Source organism: Peribacillus alkalitolerans (assembly GCF_010882125.1).
GTDB lineage: Bacteria > Bacillota > Bacilli > Bacillales > DSM-1321 > Bacillus_BN > Bacillus_BN alkalitolerans.
The window spans coordinates 48,545-72,393 of the sequence record NZ_JAAGVZ010000015.1; the positions used below are offsets into that span (position 1 = coordinate 48,545).

General features: G+C 36.4%; 17 protein-coding genes. 12 read left to right on the forward strand and 5 right to left on the reverse strand.

Features of this window, described 5'->3' with window-relative positions:
- The first annotated feature begins 366 nt into the window (after nt 1-366).
- The 3 genes from G3O09_RS16530 (at nt 367) to brnQ (ending at nt 4,417) form a co-directional block, all read left to right on the forward strand.
- A complete protein-coding gene (locus G3O09_RS16530; protein WP_163102571.1) occupies nt 367-2,067 on the forward strand; it encodes a sigma-54 interaction domain-containing protein in 1,701 nt (566 codons plus the stop codon).
- Nucleotides 2,068-2,195: 128 nt separating this feature from the next.
- Complete coding sequence (locus G3O09_RS16535) at nt 2,196-3,086, forward strand: gamma-glutamyl-gamma-aminobutyrate hydrolase family protein (RefSeq protein WP_163102572.1); 891 nt, start codon at nt 2,196-2,198, stop codon at nt 3,084-3,086.
- Nucleotides 3,087-3,097: 11 nt separating this feature from the next.
- Nucleotides 3,098-4,417 (forward strand): branched-chain amino acid transport system II carrier protein, encoded by a 1,320-nt coding sequence (gene brnQ, locus G3O09_RS16540; protein ID WP_163102573.1) that lies wholly within the window; start codon nt 3,098-3,100, stop codon nt 4,415-4,417.
- A gap of 394 nt (nt 4,418-4,811) precedes the next feature.
- Here brnQ and G3O09_RS16545 read toward each other — a convergent pair whose 3' ends face one another.
- The gene (locus G3O09_RS16545) at nt 4,812-5,981 is read right to left on the reverse strand and encodes a uracil-xanthine permease family protein (RefSeq protein ID WP_163102574.1); all 1,170 of its coding nucleotides are present in this window, start codon (nt 5,979-5,981) and stop codon (nt 4,812-4,814) included.
- Nucleotides 5,982-6,625: 644 nt separating this feature from the next.
- Here G3O09_RS16545 and G3O09_RS16550 point away from each other — a divergent pair.
- Both G3O09_RS16550 and G3O09_RS16555 read left to right on the forward strand, forming a co-directional pair.
- Nucleotides 6,626-7,894, forward strand: a complete 1,269-nt coding sequence (locus G3O09_RS16550; protein ID WP_163102575.1) for an S-adenosylmethionine decarboxylase related protein — start codon at nt 6,626-6,628, stop codon at nt 7,892-7,894.
- Between the two features lie 54 nt (nt 7,895-7,948).
- Nucleotides 7,949-9,100: a hypothetical protein gene (locus G3O09_RS16555; protein ID WP_163102576.1), complete on the forward strand. Its 1,152-nt coding sequence runs from the start codon at nt 7,949-7,951 to the stop codon at nt 9,098-9,100.
- Nucleotides 9,101-9,284: 184 nt separating this feature from the next.
- On the opposite strand, the gene G3O09_RS16560 is transcribed toward G3O09_RS16555, so the two are convergent.
- Complete coding sequence (locus tag G3O09_RS16560; protein WP_163102577.1) at nt 9,285-9,884, reverse strand: SET domain-containing protein; 600 nt, start codon at nt 9,882-9,884, stop codon at nt 9,285-9,287.
- Between the two features lie 661 nt (nt 9,885-10,545).
- On the opposite strand from G3O09_RS16560, the gene G3O09_RS16565 reads away from it, so the two are divergent.
- From G3O09_RS16565 to G3O09_RS16590, 6 genes are all read left to right on the forward strand, one after another.
- Entirely contained in the window at nt 10,546-12,381 is a 1,836-nt protein-coding gene (locus tag G3O09_RS16565; RefSeq protein WP_240338473.1) for a M6 family metalloprotease domain-containing protein, read from the forward strand.
- 328 nt (nt 12,382-12,709) lie between these two features.
- On the forward strand, nt 12,710-14,140 hold the full coding sequence (gene aspA, locus G3O09_RS16570) for an aspartate ammonia-lyase (protein ID WP_163102579.1): 1,431 nt from the start codon (nt 12,710-12,712) through the stop codon (nt 14,138-14,140).
- 466 nt (nt 14,141-14,606) lie between these two features.
- Entirely contained in the window at nt 14,607-15,686 is a 1,080-nt protein-coding gene (locus G3O09_RS16575) for a hypothetical protein (RefSeq protein WP_163102580.1), read from the forward strand.
- 90 nt (nt 15,687-15,776) lie between these two features.
- Nucleotides 15,777-17,249 carry a sensor histidine kinase gene (locus G3O09_RS16580; protein WP_163102581.1) on the forward strand — a complete coding sequence of 491 codons (1,473 nt, stop codon included), beginning with the start codon at nt 15,777-15,779 and terminating at the stop codon, nt 17,247-17,249.
- Entirely contained in the window at nt 17,250-17,939 is a 690-nt protein-coding gene (locus tag G3O09_RS16585; RefSeq protein WP_163102582.1) for a response regulator transcription factor, read from the forward strand.
- A 66-nt stretch (nt 17,940-18,005) separates the two neighbouring features.
- On the forward strand, nt 18,006-18,197 hold the full coding sequence (locus G3O09_RS16590) for a hypothetical protein (protein ID WP_163102583.1): 192 nt from the start codon (nt 18,006-18,008) through the stop codon (nt 18,195-18,197).
- 176 nt (nt 18,198-18,373) lie between these two features.
- On the opposite strand, the gene G3O09_RS16595 is transcribed toward G3O09_RS16590, so the two are convergent.
- The 3 genes from G3O09_RS16595 to G3O09_RS16605 all read right to left on the reverse strand — a co-directional run bounded on the left by G3O09_RS16595 (nt 18,374) and on the right by G3O09_RS16605 (nt 22,174).
- Nucleotides 18,374-19,720 carry a S8 family serine peptidase gene (locus G3O09_RS16595; protein ID WP_163102584.1) on the reverse strand — a complete coding sequence of 449 codons (1,347 nt, stop codon included), beginning with the start codon at nt 19,718-19,720 and terminating at the stop codon, nt 18,374-18,376.
- Between the two features lie 728 nt (nt 19,721-20,448).
- Nucleotides 20,449-20,916, reverse strand: a complete 468-nt coding sequence (locus tag G3O09_RS16600; protein WP_240338474.1) for a hypothetical protein — start codon at nt 20,914-20,916, stop codon at nt 20,449-20,451.
- Between the two features lie 415 nt (nt 20,917-21,331).
- Nucleotides 21,332-22,174: an aldo/keto reductase gene (locus G3O09_RS16605; RefSeq protein ID WP_163102585.1), complete on the reverse strand. Its 843-nt coding sequence runs from the start codon at nt 22,172-22,174 to the stop codon at nt 21,332-21,334.
- Between the two features lie 426 nt (nt 22,175-22,600).
- Between G3O09_RS16605 and G3O09_RS16610 the strand changes: the two genes are divergently transcribed.
- On the forward strand, nt 22,601-23,668 hold the full coding sequence (locus G3O09_RS16610) for an SDR family oxidoreductase (protein WP_163102586.1): 1,068 nt from the start codon (nt 22,601-22,603) through the stop codon (nt 23,666-23,668).
- Nucleotides 23,669-23,849: the final 181 nt, after the last annotated feature.

Below are 23,849 nucleotides of genomic sequence, written 5' to 3' on the forward strand. Positions count from 1 at the left end.
TTCTTTTTCTGTATATAAAAAATAAAGAGTAGGATAAGTGCCAGGGACCTTACAGATTTCTGGATGGTGCCTGGCACTTTTACTCAGAATTTTTGATTCTTTCAAGAAATTGGTGTAAATGATCCGATAATTTCATACAGAACCGGATATAGAATCATTATGTAAAAAAACAGGATTAAGAAATGATCTGTGGAATATTCAGGTCACACTTAATCCTGTTTTTTTGAGTTTTACTTCGAGTTTATGGAATGGATAACGTTAGTGTATATTTTGATATAATATTATATGTGTAGTATTTATGAGGAACGTTGCGCAGTTGTGTTCTTATTTTGATTTTCATTTTGAGAATAATGTTGGAGGCAAATCGTGAACAATTACCATCTGTACAATATTGAAAAATTCCTAGTCAATTATGTGCAAACTATCAAAGATATCGTTGAACTCAATCTTTATGTCGTTGATGATAACTTGATTCGGATAGTCAGTACGGGTGCTTTGGATATATTAAGAGGGATACCTCTTACAAAAAATCAGCTAACCTATAAGGTTATGACACAAAAAAAACCGCTGTACATGTGCAATCCAAAAGAAAGTGAATTGTGCGAGGGCTGTGAAATCAAAGAACTTGGGAATTGCATAGAGGAACACACATTATATTATCCAATAGTCATCGACGACTACGCAATTGGTGTCATTGCATTGTTTGCAGTGACAGATGAAGAAAAACAAAAGCTGAAATCAAAGCTCAGTGAATTTGAGAGGTTGTTGAGCCAGATGGCTGAGACGATCAAGCTCAAACTCAAAGAAACCACAAATGTTCATCGTTTTGAAACACTCATGGCGAATATAAGTGATAGCATCATAGTGACAGACATTGATGACATTGTGCTTTTTTCAAATTTACTACAGCTCGAAGGAAAGTCGGGAATGAGCTTGAGGAAAATCTTTGATCCAGCAGATTTAGATCGGTTGAATGAAATCGGATATGACCATCCAATTATTATAAACGATGAATATGGATTAGGCAGGTTTTCTTTATCCAAGGTCATTATCAATCCCAATGAACGGCATATTGAAAAAATGTATCTCATGAAATCTGTTGAGGAAGAAGGGAAGGTAGCGACAAGAATTGCTTACAATGGTTTGGATTTTATTGGGAGTAGCCATTCTTCTATGCTCACTAGAGATATGATCTCAAAGGCCGCTGACTATGATTTTAATGTACTGATTCTCGGGGAAAGCGGTACGGGCAAGGGGGTTATTGCAGAAGCCATCCACAAACAGAGTGCAAGAAAAGACAAGCCTTTCATTGATGTGAATTGTTCAGCAATCCCTAGCAACCTGATTGAGAGCGAGCTGTTTGGATACGAGGCTGGAGCCTTTAGTGGTGCCAGTAAGAATGGGAAACCAGGAATGTTTGAGTTGGCAAACGGCGGTACAATCTTTCTGGACGAAATCGGGGAAATGGATATCGCATTACAACCGAAACTGCTCAAGGTGCTTGACGACAAACACGTAAGCAGGCTGGGCGGCGTTAAGTCCAAGAAACTGGATATTCGAGTGATTGCAGCGACAAACAAGGATGTGCATGAGTTGGTCAGGCAAAAGTTGTTCAGAGAGGATCTTTACTATCGCTTGGCAGTCATGGTCATCGAAAACGAGCCATTACGTTCTAAAACGGAGGACTTGATTCCTCTGGCCATTCATTTTATAAACAAGTATAACAGGAAATACAATAAGAGTATAAAAGGGCTGTCTCAACAGGTGGTCAAGGCCTTTATGCAATATGATTGGCCAGGAAATATTCGTGAACTGGAAAATGCAATAGAGTATGCAGTTGCCGTTGAAGAAGGCAAAAAGATCAGTGCTCAGTCATTGCCAAGGCGAATACTGTCCAACAATCCACTAGTCGTATCAACCAGCTTAGAGGACATTAAGAAGAATAGAATTCTGGAGCTCCTTAACATGCATGGTCACACGGCACAGGGGAAACAGAAAGTTGCAGAAAGTTTGGGTATAAGTTTGTCCACCTTATATCGCTATATGAAAAAGTTTGAAATTAGCTGATTTTTTAAAATTGAAAATCATTTTGAGAAAAATGAACCGATGAGGTTCATTTTTTTGTTGGAAAATAGCTAATTTTGAGTTGGCATGATTCTTGCATTATATGATTACAAACACAAGGAGGTAGAAAAATGAAGCCACTTATAGGAGTTACAAGTAATTATATTTATAGCTACATGCCAAAACTGAATAAAGGGAGTAAAAACGAGCAGGCTCAGTTTGAAGCCTTGCAAAGCACATATGTTGGAAGCTGTTTATTCGGATTGAATGATGTGCCGTTTAACATGTCTTTGTCAACAGATATTCAAGCTATTGAACAAGCTGGAGGCATACCGATTATCATTCCGCAAACTGAAGATGAAGATTCTATGAGAAGCATTCTAAGTCGACTAGATGGAATCGTATTTACAGGGGGGAATGATATCCATCCAGAGTTTTATGGTGAAGAAGTGAATTACAACAAAGGACTGTTTGGAACATTAGATAATTTAAATGCGGAAGACGCATCTGTATTTGCTAAAACTGTTATTGAAAGAGACAGAATGGAGATTGCACTCATGAAGCTTGCGCTTGAAAAGACAAGTCTTCCAATACTTGGTATTTGTCGCGGCTTACAGATTATGAATGTCTCTCTTGGTGGCAGCTTGTACCAAGATCTTGAAAAGTGTTATGACAAGGGAGATCTATTGGAACACGTTAGCCTTGAAAAATGGGCAACGCATGTACATGACATCAACATTGAAAATGGGAGTTTAGTGTATAAGATATTTGATGAGAACCGAATAAATGTCAATTCTATTCATCATCAGGCAATCCGCCACCTGGGGGATGGCTTGAAGGCTACTGCCAAAGCTGCAGACGGTATTGTGGAAGCGATAGAGTATGATGACGCTTCAAGATTTGTCTTGGGTGTGCAATGGCATCCTGAAATGCTGCTCAAATCTGATGAGACTCATAGGAAAGTATTTGATGCATTTATAGAAGCAAGCAAAAAGAAAGCGTTTACAATAAATGGAATCTAGGGGGAAATCAGATGGGGAATAAGTTCACTAAAGACAGTTTCATTGTTGGCTTTGCACTATTTGCTGTATTCTTTGGGGCAGGAAATTTGATCTTTCCACCAGCAATAGGCTTTATGGCAGGATCAAGTTGGATGTTCGCATTCTTGGCACTCTTGTTGGCCGGAATCGCCCTTCCGATTCTTTCCATTATTGCAGTATCAAACGCAGGAGGATCATTTGAGGAATTGTCTAAGCCTATCGGAAAATGGTTCCATGTTTCATTCAATCTGTTTGTTATGATTGGTGTTGGCGTGCTCGCAACTATCCCAAGAACAGCGGCAACGACACATGAATTGGGCGTGATACCACTGTTTCCGAATGTTCCTATTCAATTGACAGTGGTGGTATTCTTTGCTCTAACATATTACTTTGCAAATGATAAGTCGAACTTTATTGATAAAGTCGGGAAAATCATGACGCCAGGATTAATTGGGATTCTTCTATTGATTGGTGTGAAGGCAATTCTCTCACCTCCTTCAACGCCAGCTCCAGCACATGTTCCAAATCCGTTTTCGGCATCTTTTATTGAACTTTATTTCACGGGTGATCTTTTAACAGGTCTTCTGTGTACTCCGATCTTTGTTTCTGCGATAGTATCGAAGGGCTATACCTTAGAAGCAGAACGCAAGAGAATGACACTCAGTGCATCATTGATTGCTGGTGCTGGATTTATTCTGGTTTACTTTGGTCTGCTCTATCTCGGTGCACATGGAGGAAACCTGTTTCCTGCAGACGTAGCAAGAACGGATTTACTTAATGGCCTTGTCAGTCTTAGCTTTGGAAACATTGGTACAATAGGTCTGTCTATTGTAGTGGTATTAGCTTGTCTTTCAACGGCAATCGGGATAACTGCTTCCGTTGCAGATTTTGTGAGCTCAGTTACAAAAAATAAGATTACATACAAAGTTATGGTCGCGGTGACTTGTATTGTTGGTGTTATCGTTGGAGGGACTGGGGTTGATAGCATTATCAACTTTGCAGGACCGATTTTCTACACAGTGTATCCACCTGCAATTGTGTTGACATTCCTGGGATTATTTAAGAAGTATGTGCCAAATGACGGGGCATTTCGTTATGCAGTTTTAATCACTCTGGCGTTGAGTGCAGTAAAGGGCTTGGGTGAACTTGGCGTCCATATTGGATTTATTGATAGCCTTATTTCATCATTGCCGCTTAGCAGTCAAGGTTTTGAGTGGATTCTTCCAGCTATTGCTGGATTCTTCTTCGGATGGATTCTTTATAAGTTGACAGGAAAAGAAATTGTTGAAGCAAATGTTCGTAGAGCGAACTAGTTGGCATAATAAAATGATTGTTATACTTATTGCCTGAAGATTTATATTAAGACAGAAGCAACCATTAACCACTAATACTACTCTACACAGGTAGAAAATTTCGCAGTGTTAGAGTTTGAAAAAAAAATTGAAAAAAGGAGTTCAGTGATGGACTTCTTTTTTTTTGTATTGAAATGACTATATTTATCACGTATCAACTGGCGCTTCTGCAAGAAGGCTTTATTACCTTCTTGCAGAAATAAGGATAAAATAGTTTACTTAGTCTTCCTTGAAAACGTTTTATTACAGAATATCGCTCGATAGAATATTGCCTGACCATAGCTTAGAATTTTGGAAAAACTATAACATTAAAAAAGCCATCCCACTGAAAATGTTGTGGAATGGCCTTTTCATTTTAACGTTCGTTCTTTGTAGTAAAATCAGGTACAAGCCAATGGATGAGCAATCCAGCAATGGTAGCGTATGCGATACCATTATGAGCATATCCAATGCCGATGATGAAGATGATCGCGACTATGACTAAATTTTTCATATTAGCAAGACTCACTTTTTCCTCAATGAGGTGACGGATCCCCATTGCGGCGATCATACCAAACAACAGGATACATATACCACCCATCACTGCCACTGGAATAGATTGGATAACAGCTCCAACTTTACCGAACAAGCCAAGAAGAATCGAAAGAACAGCAGCGCCTTGAATAATCCTACTGGAAAACTGGCGTGTGATAGCTAGAACCCCGAGGTTTTCCGCGTAAGTTGTTTGTGCAGGTCCGCCGATGAAGCCGGAGATTAATGTTGCAATGCCATTCCCCCATAGGATCCTTGAAAATCCAGGATTCTTAGTCACATCTTGTCCTGTGATCTCATTCAGTACAAACATATGTCCAAGGTCTTCGATGATGGTAACCAGGGCAATCGGCGCCATACCGAGGATCACAACCCACGTGAATTCTGGCATGACGACATGTGGAAGAGCAAAAGTCGGTGCGCTGACGATGGTATCAAAATCAACCAATCCACGCAAAGCGGCATAAGCATACCCTACTGCAAGACCAATTATAAGTGGCAAGAGGCGAATCACCTTTGTACCTGCAAGCGTAGCGATGACCGCTGCAAGAAGGCTGACGATAGCGACATCCCAATGGGTTGAAGCCATGTTGGTTACCGCCGTGGTTGCCAGCGCAAGACCGATTATACTTACAACCGGTCCGACGACAACAGCAGGAATTACTTTTCGGACTTTTTCAAAGCCAACAAATGAAATGATAATAGATACAATGGCATAAACAATGGAAACGCTGATAAGACCTGCAACCGCTTGACCTGGTGATTGTAACTTCCCCACATACAACGCTAGCGGAGCAATAAAGGCAAAGGATGAACCTAGATACGTAGGAACCTTTCCGCGTGTAATTAGATGGAAAATCAGGGTTCCTAAACCACTGGCAATAAGTGCGCTTCCTGGATCAAGACCGGTTAGTGCTGGCACCAGAACTGTGGCTCCAAACATTGCAAACAAATGCTGTAATGATAATGGTATCGCGCTTAAAAAATTTTTCAAACGTGTCCCCCCTCATTAATAGTGCCTTTCATTTATGATATATTTCTTCTATTTAATTTTAGAATAAAAATTCATTAGAATAATTATTTATGTCTATAATGATTACATTTTTGTATTTTTTTGTAGTTGAAGATTATTACAAGAAGGGTAAAATAAAACTCATTTATACACTAGGAAAATAAAAACCTCATTTTGATGTATCAGTGTGAAACGTACCACAAATGGTGGTAAAGCAGAAAGTTGAAGTTGTGTTGGATAAAGAGTGGCTAGATAAACTACAAATCTAGTAAGTATACGTAAATTAGACTAGAGCAGGAATTTATGTTTCCTGCTCTAATCTGTTTTTAAAAAGGAAAAAGCCACTTCTGCTATTCCACAAGAAATCTCAATTCAAAAATATTTCAATAACCTGTAGATGATGTTGTCTTATGAAGGCATCTATTTTTTTTACCTTTAAAAGCTTCTCAACGTCCCCTTGTTCCTTGATGCTTGTCTAATTAGCAATTAATTTAATTATCACCTCAAAATATCAAAAAATAAAATTCCTTGTTAATAGATAAGCGCCGTTACGGTCAAATGTACCGTACATAAGATGAAACAAATCAAATTTTCTTAAAAATATATTTGGTTAAAGGGATGATGGTATGACTGTTCAAAGAGTGTCAGTTTCTATATTGGGCAGTGCTGGTGGAGTAGCAAGAGCAATACTTTCTTTACTAAATAAATCAATAACAGACCCTAATGACCCAATACACTCGCTAATGAATCAAAGTAAGTTGCACTTTATTGATTATCAACAAAAGGACATTAATTACTACAAACAAATATGTCCCGATTTAGTAAATAGAATTGATCTTTATCAGTTCAATCTTGAGGATTTGGAAATGGTTCGTAAACATATAGATGAAACCAAAACATCGCTTATCATTGATCTTTCTTGGGCAGATACGATAGATATTCTGAAAATATGCAATGATTTGGGAGTATCTTACGTGAATTCAGCACTTGAGAATGTAGAAGTAGATAAAGATGTATATCTAGAGGGTTTCACCTTAACAGAACGTTTTGAAAGATTTTCTGCTGTGAAAAATAGCTTTACCAATATGAAGGGGATTGTTTGCTCTGGAATGAACCCTGGGGTAGTGCAATGGATGGCTCATTCTTTGATGATCGCTCATCCAAATGAAAAACCACTTGCTTGTTACATTGTTGAAAAGGATACTACGTTTTTTAAGGACAAGTCTCATATTCGCAAGAATACAATATATTCTTCGTGGTCACCGGAATGCTACTTGGATGAAGCAATATTGAATTATCCAATGTTTGTTAAACAACACGTACCATTTTACCTATACGATTATCCGTATGCTAAAGAATATAAGGTTAAGTTAGGTGATATTGAATTTTACGGTTGTTTAATGCCTCATGAGGAAGTACTGAGCTTAGGGACCATGTATGATATGGAAACTGGGTTCATTTATCAAGTCAATGATTATACTACAAAAATAATCCGAGATAATCTAGAAAATGCAGATGATTTATGGGAATGGGAATTTGAAGTATTTGATCCTTCCGTGGCAGAAATTGTAGGAGAAGATTTGGTAGGTATCCTCCTTGTATACAATGATAAAGAGCGATTTATGTACAACGTTATGGACAACCAGTTCGCATTTCAAAAGCATGGAATAAACGCCACCTATTTACAGGTTGCCTGTGGAGTGTATGCGGCAGTTTGCACGTTATTACTAGACCCTGTTCCTGCAGGTGTACACTATGTTGAAGAATTACTGAAAACGGATAATAGCATAGGTTACGGGAAATATGTCTCTCAATACATGACGGATTTTATAATAGGAGAAAATGCCCGTTCAGATGGATTTATCTTAAATAGAATGAGAGATTTTAAACCGTAGGAAATAAAAAAGTAGTGAAGAAGATTATGCAATTGCGCATAGGGGGTTTCAATTTTGAGAAACCGAGAAACGTTAGTGACTGACTGGAGCATTTTAAAAAATTTATTTAATCAAAGCGTTCCTTTCGAACTGCTCAATATATTAGATAAATTGGTAAGAGATAATAAAATGGATGTTTCAAAAATAACTGACTTTGAGACTATGAATAAAGTAAAAATTTTATATACACAATTTATGAATCGTTTTTATAGAATTCCTAACGTTTTTCCGATAATTGTTTCAGCAACAGAAGCTTTGAATGTTGAGTGTGTTGTTTCAAATTTTAACGTTAAAAGCATGAAATACGCTTTGACCATTGATGAATTGGATATTCAATATCAAGTATTCTTAAGCCTAGCTTTCGGTAATCAAATTTACGATGTGGTGAATAAATTAAGAAAACACAAAAAAGATATTTATAATTTTGTTGGAGGGCTTCCATCGATTCCATTTCAAGATGATGCCTTGAAGCAGTGGATAATAAGTCATGTTGGGACTACGTCAAACATAACGATTCATTCGGTTGCAAGGCTTTGGAATCAGCCTAACTTTCCAAAGGGTGAGACACTGTTAGAAATGAAAGCTTTTGCCATCAATCAAAGAGCAACCATTGAATGGGAATTGGCAAAACAAAAATATCCGGTAATATTCGATCAACCATTTGAATGCAGTATTCGTGACACTCCATATAAAATCAATAATGAACAGGTTCAGATTTTAGATGCAAATGATAAGCTGCAAATAATGCTAGGGGTTTTGACTGTTTGCTGTCAACGCTTGGATGGTACTGGCGAAGCATGTATGATGGAAGGGTTAATCAACCCTGAAAGCGGTTTTTTAGTGTTTAGGAGAGGGTCTAAAGTTTTGGCGCAATCATGGATTTGGCTTACGGAAGACCAAACATGTCTGGTTTTGGATAATATTGAACTAGCGGATGGCCGAAAAACAGAAGATATCTTTGACCTTTTATTCCGATGGTCAAAACAATCAACCTATAAAAATATTCAAATGGGTACAGGTTTTAACCGAGTAAAAATTGGATTGCCAGTGCAGCAAGAAGAAATGCAATGGTACAAGCAAATGTGGAAGTTTAAATATACGGATGCTTATCAACGCGTATGGATCAAAAAAAATGGGGAGATGTCTATCTCATCAGAAGAAGCGTGAAATACTCATATTTAACAAGATTTTGGCCTTAAGAATGATGCGGCGAAACCGTACAAAAAGTAACAGTATCTATTAAAAAAAATTGTATATAAAAAGAGAAGGAGAGACGTTCTCCTTCTCTTTATTTTACCTATTTTTTGTTAAAGCCTTTAAAACTGTTATTCTAAAGTTCGAAAATTCAATCTCAGTCTTCATCATCATCATCATCAAATATAGTAAGGATTGAATCTATTGGTTCGGTTCCATTAGCAACCGCATTTACTTTATCAATATATTCCTCACTGATCAAATGTTTTAGAGGTTGTTCCACCTTGTTGAAATACTTAAACGCCTCTATTGCCATTTTATCCCATTCTTCATATAAAACTAGATAGTCATCTGCTGTCACTTTGGTTCTTGAGGTTCCTTCTTCAGGTATACAATCAAATTCTTCATCTTCACCCAATGCAGCATAATCACATGTTATTTGTTCGCCAGGCTGAATGTCTCTCACAGCTAACTCAAAATCATATGCTGTATCTACTACATTTGGGTTGAAGCTATGGTTAATATACTTTGCGTGATCCCAAGAAAGAACATATTCGCCGTCATTATCTAAATATGAGTATTTATATATAATCTCTTTTCGAACATCATCAAGACTGTCAATATATTCCTCATCAAGAATAATATCTAAATCATCTCTAATCCAGATAATGGTTCCTTTAGGAATTAATTTTGTTGCAAAAACTCCAATTCCTACTTGCTCACTTACATACCGAATTTCTGTATCCGGGTGCATCATTTTGCTATTCCCCCTTTTTATCGAATTCACTTTATTCCCTAAAAAAATGAGAGGCTAAACTTCAGTAGGGAAGAAAATGATCGTCTCATGTAAAAATACACTTATCTTCATAGCACCCAAAACGCAACCAATTATTGGATACTTCAATATGTTTATGCTCATACATTTCTTTTTGAGTAGACACTTGTTCTAATAAAAACTTTTTTATCAAAAGAACTATAAGAATTTATATTTAATGAGAGTGTAGAGGGCCTCGTCCCAAAAGTTTTAATTATTACATTTTTGTATTCATTTAGCACATTGACGATGATAAAGCATGCAGAAAAAGGAAATAATCTATTCACCTTGTAGGGTATCAAGAAATATTATTAAACAATATGATATATAACTAGAATTTAGTTAAAAGTCACATCCATCGGTTTACTCTATCGTTTTCAGAAAAACATTTTTACAAGCTTGGACAAAAAATCCTAAGAGAAAAGGACACAAATGGAAGATAATGTTGAAATTGATGTCTATATTAGTAGAATTTTAAAAGTTTTTATCATTAGAAAATTATTGGGAATTATGTAGGGAAATAGTTGTAGAAACATGTAAATCAATTTTCCTATCTAATGTCAGACTATTTTGATATATTCAGAACGAATATATTAAAGGAGTGGTGATCTTGCTAAAAGTTTTATCGAAAACGGGTTTATCTCTTGCTCTAGCGGGGAGTTTTATGATTGGAGGTCTTCAATTAAGTGTTACTCCAACAGCAGAAAAAACAAGCAATTATGATTTAGGTCTTGCTCATTATGTGGGTGCTTCTCCAGAGTTAGCTCAAAAGGCTAAAGAGCTAGGTGTCAATGTTTCTAAAGCAGATCCCGCTGAAAAAATAGCAAATCATGGAGCTAAGTTCCAACAGGCCGGCGACAATCATGTTGCCTACAACGAGACTACAGGTGATGTACCAGTACTTGTGATACTAGCAAAGTACAAAGATAGTGATGAACCAGTTGGGGATATGGAAGGTCAAGTTCCAGCTAAATACTATGAGGATTTAATTTTTGGTGAAGAGTACAATCCGTATGAACTAGAAGTGTTTAAGAAATATGATGGTCCAGATGTACCGAAGAATCGTACCATGCAAAATGCTTATAAAGAATCTAGTAATGGAGCTGTAAACCTAGTACGTAAAGAAAACACTGACTTTGTATGGGTAGAGCTTCCAAAAGGTGCTTCATACTATTTAGATCAAGAAGGTACATATGCTGAAAATGGTAAGTACGTACTTGGAAATGTTAACGGTGATGCTCATACAGGGGAATTCATCCGTGATCTTTTAAAAGCTGCTGATGGGGAAGTTGATTTCTCAAAATATGCTGAAGAGGGTGAAGTTCCAAATGTGTTTGTTATCCATGAAGGAACAGGGGCTGAATTTAGCCAGGACCCTGCACAGTTCTGGTCTCATAAATGGAATATTTTAAGTGCTTTATACTATGGCAAGTATTATGAAACTGGCAAACCTGCAGATGTTCATGCGGGAATGAATCAAGGTGCATGGATTAATAAAACTGTTGCAGAAGATATGACGTATGATGGAGTTATTGTAAATAACTACAACATCCAACCTGGTATTGGTGGAAATGTTGCAGGTTACGACTTGGCAACTGGCACGTATAATGAGTCATTAAAACAAGGCCCATTCCCAGCACAAACAGGTGTATACGCTCATGAATTTGGTCACGCACTCGGCTTACCAGATTTCTATGACACAGTTTATACATCTGAAGGTGTTGGAAACTATTCAATGATGTCTGGTGGTTCTTGGATGCGTTATCCAAACGCTGCACCATATTCAGGGAATTCACCTACACACTTTGATCCGTTCTCAAAGATTTTCTTAGGATGGGCAAATCCTATTGATGTTACACCAGCAGATGGAGTAAAAGAAATTACGTTACCTTCAATCGACAAGGCAAATGCCGAAAATGGAATTGTTAAGATGGAGGTTCCTGGATCTAATGGTACAGAGTATTTCCTATTTGAAAACGTTCAACAAAGTGGGTTCAATAAAGGTCTAATTCGCCAAGGTACAGACTCTCATGGATTAGTAGCTTGGCATGTAGATGAAAACATCCTCAATCTTTATCAAACAGCTGGATTCCGTCCAAATAACGTTGAAAACTGGATGAACAAGCGATTCCAGTACAATCAATCAGAAACAGCAAGTAACGGTACTGTAGTTACACACTATGGTCTTTCTGTCCTGCAAGCAGATGGTAACTACGATTTAGAGAAAAATGCGAACCGTGGAGATGCTGGAGACTTCTTCAAGACAGGTTCTAAGTTAACTCCTAATTCTAAAAATGTTCATACCGGCTCATATTATTTCTGGAAAGGAAATGGATCAACACCTGCTGATTCTGGTATTCATGTAACCGATATTGTTGAAAAAGAGGATGGATCTATTACAGCCAAATTCTATTACAGCACGAATGAAAAGAAAAAATAAATAGAAGAAGGAAAACCTGAGCCCAAAATGAGGGGACTCAGGTTTTTTTTATAAATACTTAGTAAAATTAAATGTAGAGGTAAGAGAAATCATTGATATAAGATAAAAAAATATTAACTGGTTTCTATTAGAAGTTTATAAATAATTAAAAAAGGTTGATCTCTAAAGTTTGTTGCAATATTATTCTATTCACCTGTAATAAAAGGTAGCGTATTTTTACTTCAATATATTACACCTTGAGCTATCCGAGACTATTTGTTTTAATAGGCAATAGAACTATTAAAAAGACGCTACTTTTATTGTAGTTTTATAGAGGAGACTAAAGGAAATGTCAATGATAATGAGTCAAATGCGGACTGAAAAAGATTTCTTAGGACCGAAGGAAGTTCCTGCCGATGCGTATTATGGAATTCAGACACTTCGTGCAGTTGAAAACTTTCCTATTACAGGATATCGGATCCATGAAGAGCTAATAAAGGCAATGGCTGTTGTGAAAAAAGCGGCTGCACTTGCCAATATGGATATTAAACGTCTTTATGACGGAATAGGGGAAAACATCGTCAAGGCGGCAGATGAGTTAATGACAGGAAAATGGCATGACCAAATCATTGTCGATCCTATTCAAGGTGGAGCAGGAACTTCGATTAACATGAATATTAATGAAGTCATTGCCAATCGTACGATAGAATTACTTGGGAAAGAAAAAGGAGACTATTTCCACTGTAGTCCTAATACACATGTCAATATGTCACAATCTACTAATGATGCATTTCCAACGGCGATTCATATTGCTGTTTTAAACCTGTTAGAAAAATTGTTGCCATCCATGGAAGACATGCACACTGTTTTTCAACAAAAGGCGAAAGAATTCAATCATGTTATCAAAATGGGGCGCACTCACCTACAGGATGCTGTTCCAATTCGTCTTGGACAGGAATTTGAAGCCTATAGCCGTGTAATAGAACGTGATATAAAACGAATTAAACAATCCAAGCAACACTTATATGAAGTGAACATGGGGGCAACAGCCGTTGGAACCGGGTTAAATGCTGACCCTCGTTATATTGCGTTAGTCGTAAAACACCTTCAAGATATCAGTGGATTACCGTTAACGGGTGCGGATCATCTTGTCGATGCAACGCAAAATACAGATGCGTATACAGAAGTATCAGGGGCTTTGAAAATTTGTATGTTAAACATGTCAAAAATCGCTAATGACCTAAGATTAATGGCATCTGGACCAAGAGCCGGTTTGGCTGAAATTACATTACCTGCTAGGCAGCCAGGGTCTTCCATCATGCCTGGAAAAGTAAATCCTGTATTGCCAGAGCTTATTAATCAGGTAGCGTTCCAAGTTGTTGGAAATGACCAAACTATTTGCCTTGCATCAGAAGCTGGTCAGCTCGAATTGAATGTCATGGAGCCAGTTTTAGTCTTTAACCTTCTTCAATCCATCAGTATTATGAATAATGCTTTCCGTACTTTTACTGAACATTGCTTAAAAGGAATTACAGCAAATGAAGAAAGACTAAAAGAGTATGTGGAAAAGAGTGCGGGAGTCATTACAGCAGTTAACCCACATATTGGATATGAAGTTGCATCTCGAATCGCTAGAGAGGCAATCGTAAACGGTGTACCTGTCCGGGAACTTTGTTTGAAATACGACGTGCTGACAGAAGAAGAATTAAATATTATTCTTGACCCATACGAGATGACTAAACCAGGAATCGCTGGTGCTTCGTTACTAGATAGAGAATAGAATATTAAGAGATTTGGCATTTACGCAATTAAGAATAGAGAATTTTTTTACAGGAAGGGAATGATATATTCTCTTCCTTATTTTTACGTTTACGATAAAGGAATGGAATGTATCACATAGGAATCAAATGCAAACGAATCAATATCAAAAAGCAAATGTGAACAATTCAATTCATATTTGCTTTTTATTATCTAGTTAATTATTTGTGTTTTCATTATTACTATTCGTTTTTTATTTACAGGGCAGCACAAACCATTGTGTGACCATCCCTTCCCAAATCTTTGCAGCTTAAACCCCACAATTAAGGGTATAAACCTACCATTTATTTTTTATTTAATTAACATTTAAGACTTTGTTAAGACTTTGTTAAGACTTTGTTTTCAGGGATTTAATTATTAGGGGATACAATTAATTTACGGAAACGATAGTACAAATAAAAAATAAACGATTGGGAGACATTTATCTTATGAGACAGAAAAAAGTAGTTTTACCACTATTCATTGGATTAACGGTAGCTTTAACCGGTTGCAATACAGGAAGCAATGTTGCCGAGGCTAAGAATCTAGAAAAAGTGGAAGTAAACGGCGAGAATCAACAGCAAGCGCAGATTACGAAAATTGACTCGATTAATGCTATGACTCTGCAGGTAACGTTTAATAAGGCCTTAACTCCTGAAGAAGTAGACCCAAATAATTTAGAAAATATTAAGAAGAACTTTGTATTTGATAACAATTTAAGCATTGTGAATGTTCCACGGTTAAAGTCAGGTTCTAAGGACACATACATTGTCCCAGTAACAATCCAAAAGCACAGTCAAAAATATACACTCGAGTATAAGGGACAAAAACAAAAGGTATTTGAAAGTAACACAGAGAAAATTAATATCCGTCAGGTTCAGCAAGTGACTAGTGATACCTTTGAATTAGAATCGTTCTTAGAGGATGGAGTTACTGATTATGCAAACATCATCGAGGCATATCGATCTGGCAGAGGGAGCCTAGCTTTTGAAGTGGACCATAAAAATCGTGCAAATGGAATACAGTATCAAATCATTTCTTCATTAAGAGACCGAAATGTAACTTTAACCTCTGATAATGGGGAAAAAATCATTGCAAACTATGTGCCATTCACCCAAGCTGCGGATCAAAGACAAGCACCAAAATTCCGTTTGCCAGTAGGAAAAGTATTGGAGCCTGGTAAAACCTACACAGTCACATCTAATTGGGCCGATATTAAAAGCTCAACATTTACAGCGAAGGAAATGACACCGCTAAATATAGAATCTGTAACGGTTATCGATAATAAATCCATCCAGGTGAATTTATCACAGGATCCTGGTTCAGAGCTATTTGCAGGACGTCAATTAAAATTAATAGGTGAAGATGGAAGTGAACTTCTAGCTCAATACCGTTTTTCTTCACGTAAAGGAGCAACTGGAATTTTTGACCTATTAAACAATCAGACCTTAAACAATGGTGTAAAATATACAGTTATTCCTTTGAATAATTGGGCAGGACCAAATACTGTTACATTTGTAGCTAAATAAGTTTGTTATGAAAAAAAGGTTATTCCAAATTCTTGGATAACCTTTCTTTCTAATTTTCGGAATAAGTTATAACGGCTTAGGAGGGATTGCATGTCAATCCGTTTGAGAATGCTCTTGTCCTATACAGCTATGTTGGTTGTAACCATAGGACTTTTTATTATTAGTGGATTGTTAATGATTGTGGCTATAACAGGAGATATTAGTAGTATAAAGCATTTATACGCAAATCATTACACACATAAACCAATAACGGCTCAAGAGGAGAATGTGTTTTTAGATTTGAAGTATTTAGCAATAAATCAGCCAGATCAATTATTAGATAAGAATTCTTTGAAATTATATGATAAGAAATTAAAAGACGTATCATCTGCCCTGATTATCCGAAAAGGGGATGCATTTATATATAAGAATAATAAATTAATATCCATTCGTAATCCAGATGACCTACCACGCTTTGAGCCTTCAAATATTAATATTAGAAGTACTATAAGTATCGGGAAATATTATTTCTCTTATGTGAAATTTGACTTTTATTTTGAGGATCATGAAATAGGAAGTATCTTTGTAATTAAGAAGGTTAGTCCATATGTAGCATTATCAAAAAATCTATTTCCTATATTAATTTGTGTACTCCTTATTTTATTAATTGTAACAAATGGTATTCTAAACTACTTAGTTACGAGAAGCATTGTAAATCCCTTGCATTCATTAAAGCTTGCTACAGAGAAAATAAGAGATGGGGATTTGAATTTTAAAGTAACACCAGGAACAAGGGATGAGATTGGACAACTAACTATGGCGTATGAAGAAATGCGTCAACGGTTAAAAGACTCAATAGATCTTCAGCTAAAATATGAAGAAAATCGAAAAGAATTAATTTCAAATATTTCTCATGACTTAAGAACGCCTATTACAGCAATAAAAGGATATGTAGAAGGGATAAAAGACGGAGTAGCAGATACACCCCAAAAAATGGACAAATATCTTTCTACTATTTATAGAAGAGCCATAGATATGGATTCTCTTATCGATGATTTATTTCTTTTTTCTAAGCTAGATTTAAAAAAGATACAATTCAATTTTGAAGAAATCGATATAATTCGTTATATCAATTATTTTATTGAGGAACTAAGCTGGGATTTTGAAGAAAAAGGTATCGATGTACAATTTCATGTAGACCTGGATAATCCGGTGTTGGTTATAGCGGACAGAGAGAAATTAAAGAGAGTTTTCGTTAATATTATTCAAAATTCCATTAAACATATGAAAAAGGATGAAAAAATCATACAATTTTCTGTAGTAAACAAAGGTAAGAATATTGAAATTGAGATAAGTGATAACGGTAATGGCATTGAGCCTTCGTCTCTCTCGTATATATTTGAGCGCTTTTATCGTGAAGACAATGCCAGAAATACCTCAACTGGTGGAAGTGGTCTTGGATTGGCCATTGCCAAACAAATTATTACCGAACATGGTGGGGAAATCAGGGTAACTAGTGAAATAGGGAGAGGAACGAGTATTTTTTTCACACTAAAGTTTAGTGAAAAAAGTGAGGTGAGTTAATTGAAAAAGATTTTGATAATTGAGGATGATCCAAGTATAGGAGAACTTCAAAGAGACTACCTTGAAATAAATGGTTTTAATGTTGAATTAGTGGAGTCGGGAAAAGAGGGACTTGAAAAAGCTCTTTCTATTCATTACGATTTAATCATTGTAGATTTAATGCTACCTTATGTAGATGGATTTGATATTTGTCGACAGGTTCGTGCTGTTAAAGAGATTCCGATTTTAATTGTATCAGCTAGGAAAGAGGATATCGATAAAGTCAGAGGACTTGGACTGGGAGCGGATGATTATATCACTAAGCCCTTTAGCCCGAGTGAGCTTGTTGCAAGGGCTAAGGCACATTTAACACGATATGACCGATTAAGTGGAATCAAACAGGAGGATAAAAAAGAAATACGTATAAGAGGATTAACTATTGAAGAAGCTTCACGTCGCGTATTTGTAAATAATATTGAAGCTCATCTAACTGCAAAGGAGTTCGAACTGCTAAATTTTCTTGCTAAACATCCTAATCGGGTTTTTAGTAAAGAGGAGCTATTTGAGTTGATATGGGGCCTGGACTTAGCGGGAGATATCACAACTGTCACTGTCCATATTAGAAAAATTCGTGGAAAAATAGAAATGGATCCTGCAAATCCACAATTTATTGAAACAGTATGGGGCGCTGGGTACCGATTTTCGGTATAAAATAAGAAAGATTTTTTTGGGAAGCGGTGGCAAAGGTTTCAAGAAATTGAAAGGAGGTATTATTTTATGAAGTACATAAAAACGCAAATGAAACAGCTGATCAAGGACAATATAGAATTGCAAAAGCGTTTAAAAGAGTTAATAGAAGAACACGACCTTGAGAAAAACTTCGCCCTTAAGGCGTTGTACCATTCAGAAGTTGCTGATGGTGGAAAGTATCAGTTAGCATACCAAGCACTTGATCTACCCAAAGGGTAGGTCAATTTTTTATTACGGATAACACGGAAGAAACCTCACTTTATGGGGAACCGTATAATAAGTTAAAAAAGAAATAAATGATAGTTTAACCAAAGAAGTAAAAAGGATCATTCATTAGATCCTTTTTACCCCTAGATAGTTTATATTTAGCAAAATTGAATGACTGTTATTATCTACTATTTAAGCGCATTTTCTGCATTGATAGAGCCAAATCCAGATTCTCCATCATAGCCTGGCTTGAACCAATCATCAGCAGAGTTTTGGATAATATGTTTCACTTGAGAGGGACTTAAAACATCCTTTCCGTATTTAGCAATAATTACCCCAGCAAGACCTGCGGTTTTAGGGGCAGCCATGGAAGTACCTGCATAAAAAGCATATCCACCTGGAACTGTAGATAAACATAATTTATTACGGTCTCTTAATGCCTTATCACCTGTTTCTAGCCAAGCTGTACCATAATCACCACCTGGTGCGATTACATCAATTTTACCTACACCATAGTTCGAATAGTAAGTTAGATTTTTCTCAGCTCCACCAGCAGATACACGGATTAGAGATTGGCTACTTGGACTTCTATGCGTAGCTCCATTATCATCTCCAGAAAGCTTCCCTGGACTTGAAATGTCGACTCCTGCATTTCCAGCTGAGCCCACTACTGTTACTCCTTTTTTAATCGCATATTGGATTGCACGGTTAAATAAACGAACGTCGGCTACAATTTCCTTGGTTGCATATTCTGGATTTTGGAACCAATCATATCCACCCAATGACATGTTTACGACATCAACATTATCATCAGCAGCAGTCATTAAAGCGTTGGCAATATCTGTTGTGGCAGCTCCTCCTTCTGGTCCAAATACACGATAAGCAGCAACTTTTAGGTCAGGACCGATTCCTAATACTCTACCATTACCTGCGATGGAACCAGCGACATGCGTACCATGGCCATCCTCATCCATTGGACTCGCTATACCTGGAACGAATGATTTTCCGTAAGCGTAGTTATTCTTAATATCGGGATGAGTATAATCAATGCCTGTATCCACAACTGCGACAATAATATCTTTATTATTAGTAGATTTTCCTGTTCCTCCTTTTAAATTCCAGGATTGACCATAGTTAGTTACTTGCTTTATATCCCATTGGTAGGTTTTATAAAGATCATTTGCAGATGTTGCAGTGAAACCTTCATTAAGGACCTCAACATCTACTGGTGCTTCAGGATAAATTGTACTTTCTACACTAGCATTTAAAACACTTGAACTTTTTTGGATCTCAGACAGGAAATTAGGATTTTCTGAAGTTACCTCTACAGCACCCAAATTAGGTAGTGCTTTTTTTACTTTACCCCCAGCACCTTTTATTTCTTCTAAATAGTTTGATGGGAGACTCGTATCTGACTTAAAGACAACTATGTATTCCTTGTCCACTGATTGGGCATGTCCAACCCCTAAGCTACCAAGAAAGGCAGCAGCACTCAATGTTACTGTTAAAGCACCTGCAATAAATTTTTTTTTCATTCTTCATCCCCCTGTAAAACTAAAATTTTCTAACAATTAGATTATAAGTTTCACTACGGGGGTATTTTGTATAATTATGGCATTCATTTTTATAGAATTTCTACAAGTAGCACACCTAATTGTCAAATGGTTAGGTCTTTTGGTACGCAAGTTAATTCTTCATCCTTCTAAAGCACTTAACTTCATCTAGGTTTATTTACTGATTTCACTCTAAAGGGAAAGTTTCAAAAAAATATAAACGTATCAATCTCCACATATTCCTCCAAAACAATAGATCAAAACCTTCACTGATATAAAAATCCGACAAAACATTCGACATTTTTCCCGCAAAAAAACTAAAGTTCCAGCCTGTTCTTGGTTATTCGACATATTTTTAGTTTTATTTCCTAGAAAATAAGTCAATCGTAGCATGTAATAATCTCCCAATTTACCAGGGATTAAGGTGTTTGTACAATTTGAATTGTATTTAAGGCACTCACTTTGATAAGAGAATAGTTAATTTTAATAGAATCTACTTTTCTCAACTATAACGACAGTTTTCTATTAAAACTCTTGATTAAAAACGAGAAATGACAATGAATACAGCACTCTGGCTGATACATCAGAACGTTATCCAATGGGATATGAAATATTAATAAGGGCGGATATTCTATATAAATTAAAAAAGAATTAAAACACCCCTTAAAGTCGATTAACGACTAAGGGGTGTTTCTTGTCATACTGTTACTTTATTTGCTTGGTGTTCGCTGTCCCCATGGCTTGAACACGGAAACTATAAAAATAGTTACTAAAAGAATGATTTGTAAAACAATCCCTGCCATGAGTTGGAAATGGTTTGATATAAAAGCGGGCTCACCTGAAACTTGAATCCCATTTAAAGTCCAAAAATAAATGAATATGAAACCTAAAGCCATACATATTAAGGTCAGGATTTCTTTGAAAATAATCCAATTAAATTTAAATAATCCCCATTTCGTGAAAATGGATAACACCATTCCAGTAATCACTGTTCCAATAATAGAAGCCCTTCCTGCTGTTTGTTCAAGCTGTAACATGCTTGTATAGTATGCTTTGACTGTCCCATGATCATCAGTCGTCAGAACGCTGATGCTTAGTATTAAAAAAGTTACAGTCACGCCAAGCCAGATTGCAGAAAATAGTATATGTGCCGTTAACCACCATTTTTTTTGAGTCAAAGATAAGTGTTTCAGAAGAATCTCTCCTTACAATGCTAGGTTTCTTATTCCTTGGAATTTTGAATATTAAGTTAATTATAGCATGGACCTAATGGGTATTTGTACGAGTCTATGGTCTTTTTCTAGCGTACAGACATTGGTGGTGTTATGGATGCTTTTATTGACTGTGTACGCTTGGATACTACACCACTAGTTACAGGAGGTGGTGCACCATCATCACTAAAAGTCATTATAGGAATTATTACGCCCCCCGGAAAGCAAGCGGCTGGAGCGGAAATCAACCTTTTCGCCTACCATACATATCAAAAATGACAAAAGGTATCGAGAGAGCGTAGTCTCGATACCTTTTGTCGACAATCTGAATACGAAGACGCTACCTTAGTAAGGTAGCGTCTTCGTTTGCCAATATTCTTTATTAAAAATCAAAGTTATCAGGGTCTGGTCCTACTCTGTGATTTTGGTTTAATTGATTAATTAGCTCCATATCCTCTTTTGCAAGTTCAAAATCAAAGATAGAGGAATTCTCCACAATCCTTTGTTCATTGGTCGATTTTGGAATGGTTACAACACCGTTTTGTAAATCCCAACGCAAGATTACTTGAGCCACAGATTTACTATACTTAGTGGCTATTTCTTGTAGAACTGGATTATCTAATAATTGGCCTTGCATTAAAGGCGACCAAGCTTCTAATTGAATACCATGCTGTTGGCAGTAAGATCGAACTTTATTCTGGGCCAATCTAGGATGGTATTCTACCTGATTGATCATTGGTTTAATTTCTGCATCTTCCATCAAATTTTCAAGATGATGGACATGGAAGTTACTTACTCCAATCGCTTTTACCCTTCCTTCTTTATAAAGAGTCTCTAATGCTCGCCAAGCCTCTTTATATTTACCTTCAACTGGCCAGTGTACAAGGTATAAGTCTAAATAATCAAGACCCAGCTTCTTTAAGCTCGTTTCATAGGCTTTAAGGGTAGATTCGTATCCTAAATCGGCGTTCCAAACCTTCGATGTAATAAATAACTCATCCCTGGATATTCCCGCTTCTGCTATCGCTTCAGAAATGGCTTTCCCAACTCCTTCTTCATTTTCATAAATGGCTGCTGTATCGATACTACGATACCCATGTTTAATCGCAAATTTAATAGAATCAACCAGTGTGGGACCTTGTTCAACTTTAAATACCCCAATACCAAACCAAGGCATTTTCACACCATTATGCAAAGTTGTTGTAGCTTGTAAATTTAAAACCATTCTATATAAACCTCCAGTAGAATAATAATATAACCTTCTGTATGGACAGATAAGATGAAACTTAGCCGGCAATAGTAATTATGTGCTATATAGAATTGTAAGAAAAGTACGCACTTTGAAGTAATATAGGCACTTAAAAGTGTGATAAGTACTTTTTAGTGTCCTATAATTAAGAGAAGAAGGTATGAAGAAGTAAGAAGTAATTTAACAATGATCTTGTTTACGCTAGTAGATATTATTGTTCCGGAAATAAACTGAAGCATGAAATACTATTCTTATGTAAGAGACGCACGTGACCGTCAAGATACGTCTCATTCTAAAGACAAATAATACTAGAAATTCGATGGTGAGAAATATGCTATAGTTATATAGTTGAATTTTTTCTTACTTTCTAAGAATTACTAGTAGAAGGGCTTGATTATTAGGATGAACATCTTTATTACGGGAGCTACTGGCTTTCTGGGTTCTAACTTAGTTAAGAAGTTAGTCGAGGAACACCATGATGTTTATGTATTAGTGAGGAACCAAAATAGATTAGAAACTCTATATAAAAAGTTAAGTGTTGATCAAATAAAAAAGATACACGTTATTGAAGGGGAATTATCAAAAGAGTATTTAGGGATTCATGCCTCCACATTACAAAAGTTAATGGGGAAAGTGGATGCAATCTATCATATGGCTGCATTCCTATCATTTGACGAAGCTAAAAGAGAAGAAGTATTAGAAATGAACATCAGAGGGACACAACATGTTCTCGACTTGGCTGAAATACTCAAGGTAAAAAAGTTTATCCATGTAAGTACAGCTTATACGCTAGGTGCTCGCACCAAAGGGTTAGAAACTTTATATCCACTGGATTCTACTTTTATTAACTCATATGAGGAAAGCAAGTGTCATGCAGAACATTTAGTTATGTCCTATAATGAAATATTAGATGTAATGATCATGCGACCGGCAATCATCATCGGAGATTCGGATACGGGCGAAGCTGATACCACTTTTGGTCTATACGGTATACTTAGGTCGGTAGAATTATTAAAGAAACGAGTCCTAAAAAGGGAAACGATAGGGGAAGAAACGTATCGGTTAGTAATAGAAAAAGATACCGTTTCAAACCTTGTCCCTGTAAACTATGTAATCAAGGCGTTGGTCTTGGGATTATTACATGGAAGAAAGAACATGATTTATAACATTACGAATCCGAATGCCCCAACCAATAAGTTAGTTTTTGAGGCCATTAAAGAAGGTCTGGAGTTTCCATTTGTAACCATAGTCCCTGAATCTCAAAAAGGACTTTTAACAGACTATGAAATGAAGCTCAATCAACCATTGGAAGTGTTTAAGGAGTATCTGAACCGCTCCATTGTCTTTAAAAGTGACAATACTAAGGAATTGTTTGAGAACGCCAACGAAACCGAACTCAATATGGATAAAGAAATGCTAGTAAGGATTGTTCAAGGATTTCAAAGAAAAAAAGTGGTAACAACAAACTAAAAGTTCCCCTCCTTTGATTTGGAGGGGATTTTTGCTGTGATTATCTTTTTATATTTCTATACAAACAACCAGCCTGTGTTTCATTAGTGAAGAAGGATTTTTTCCCATTGATATAAACCAATTTTATCTATATAATGATAATCGTTATCAACAACAATGAAAATCATTATCATTTACATAA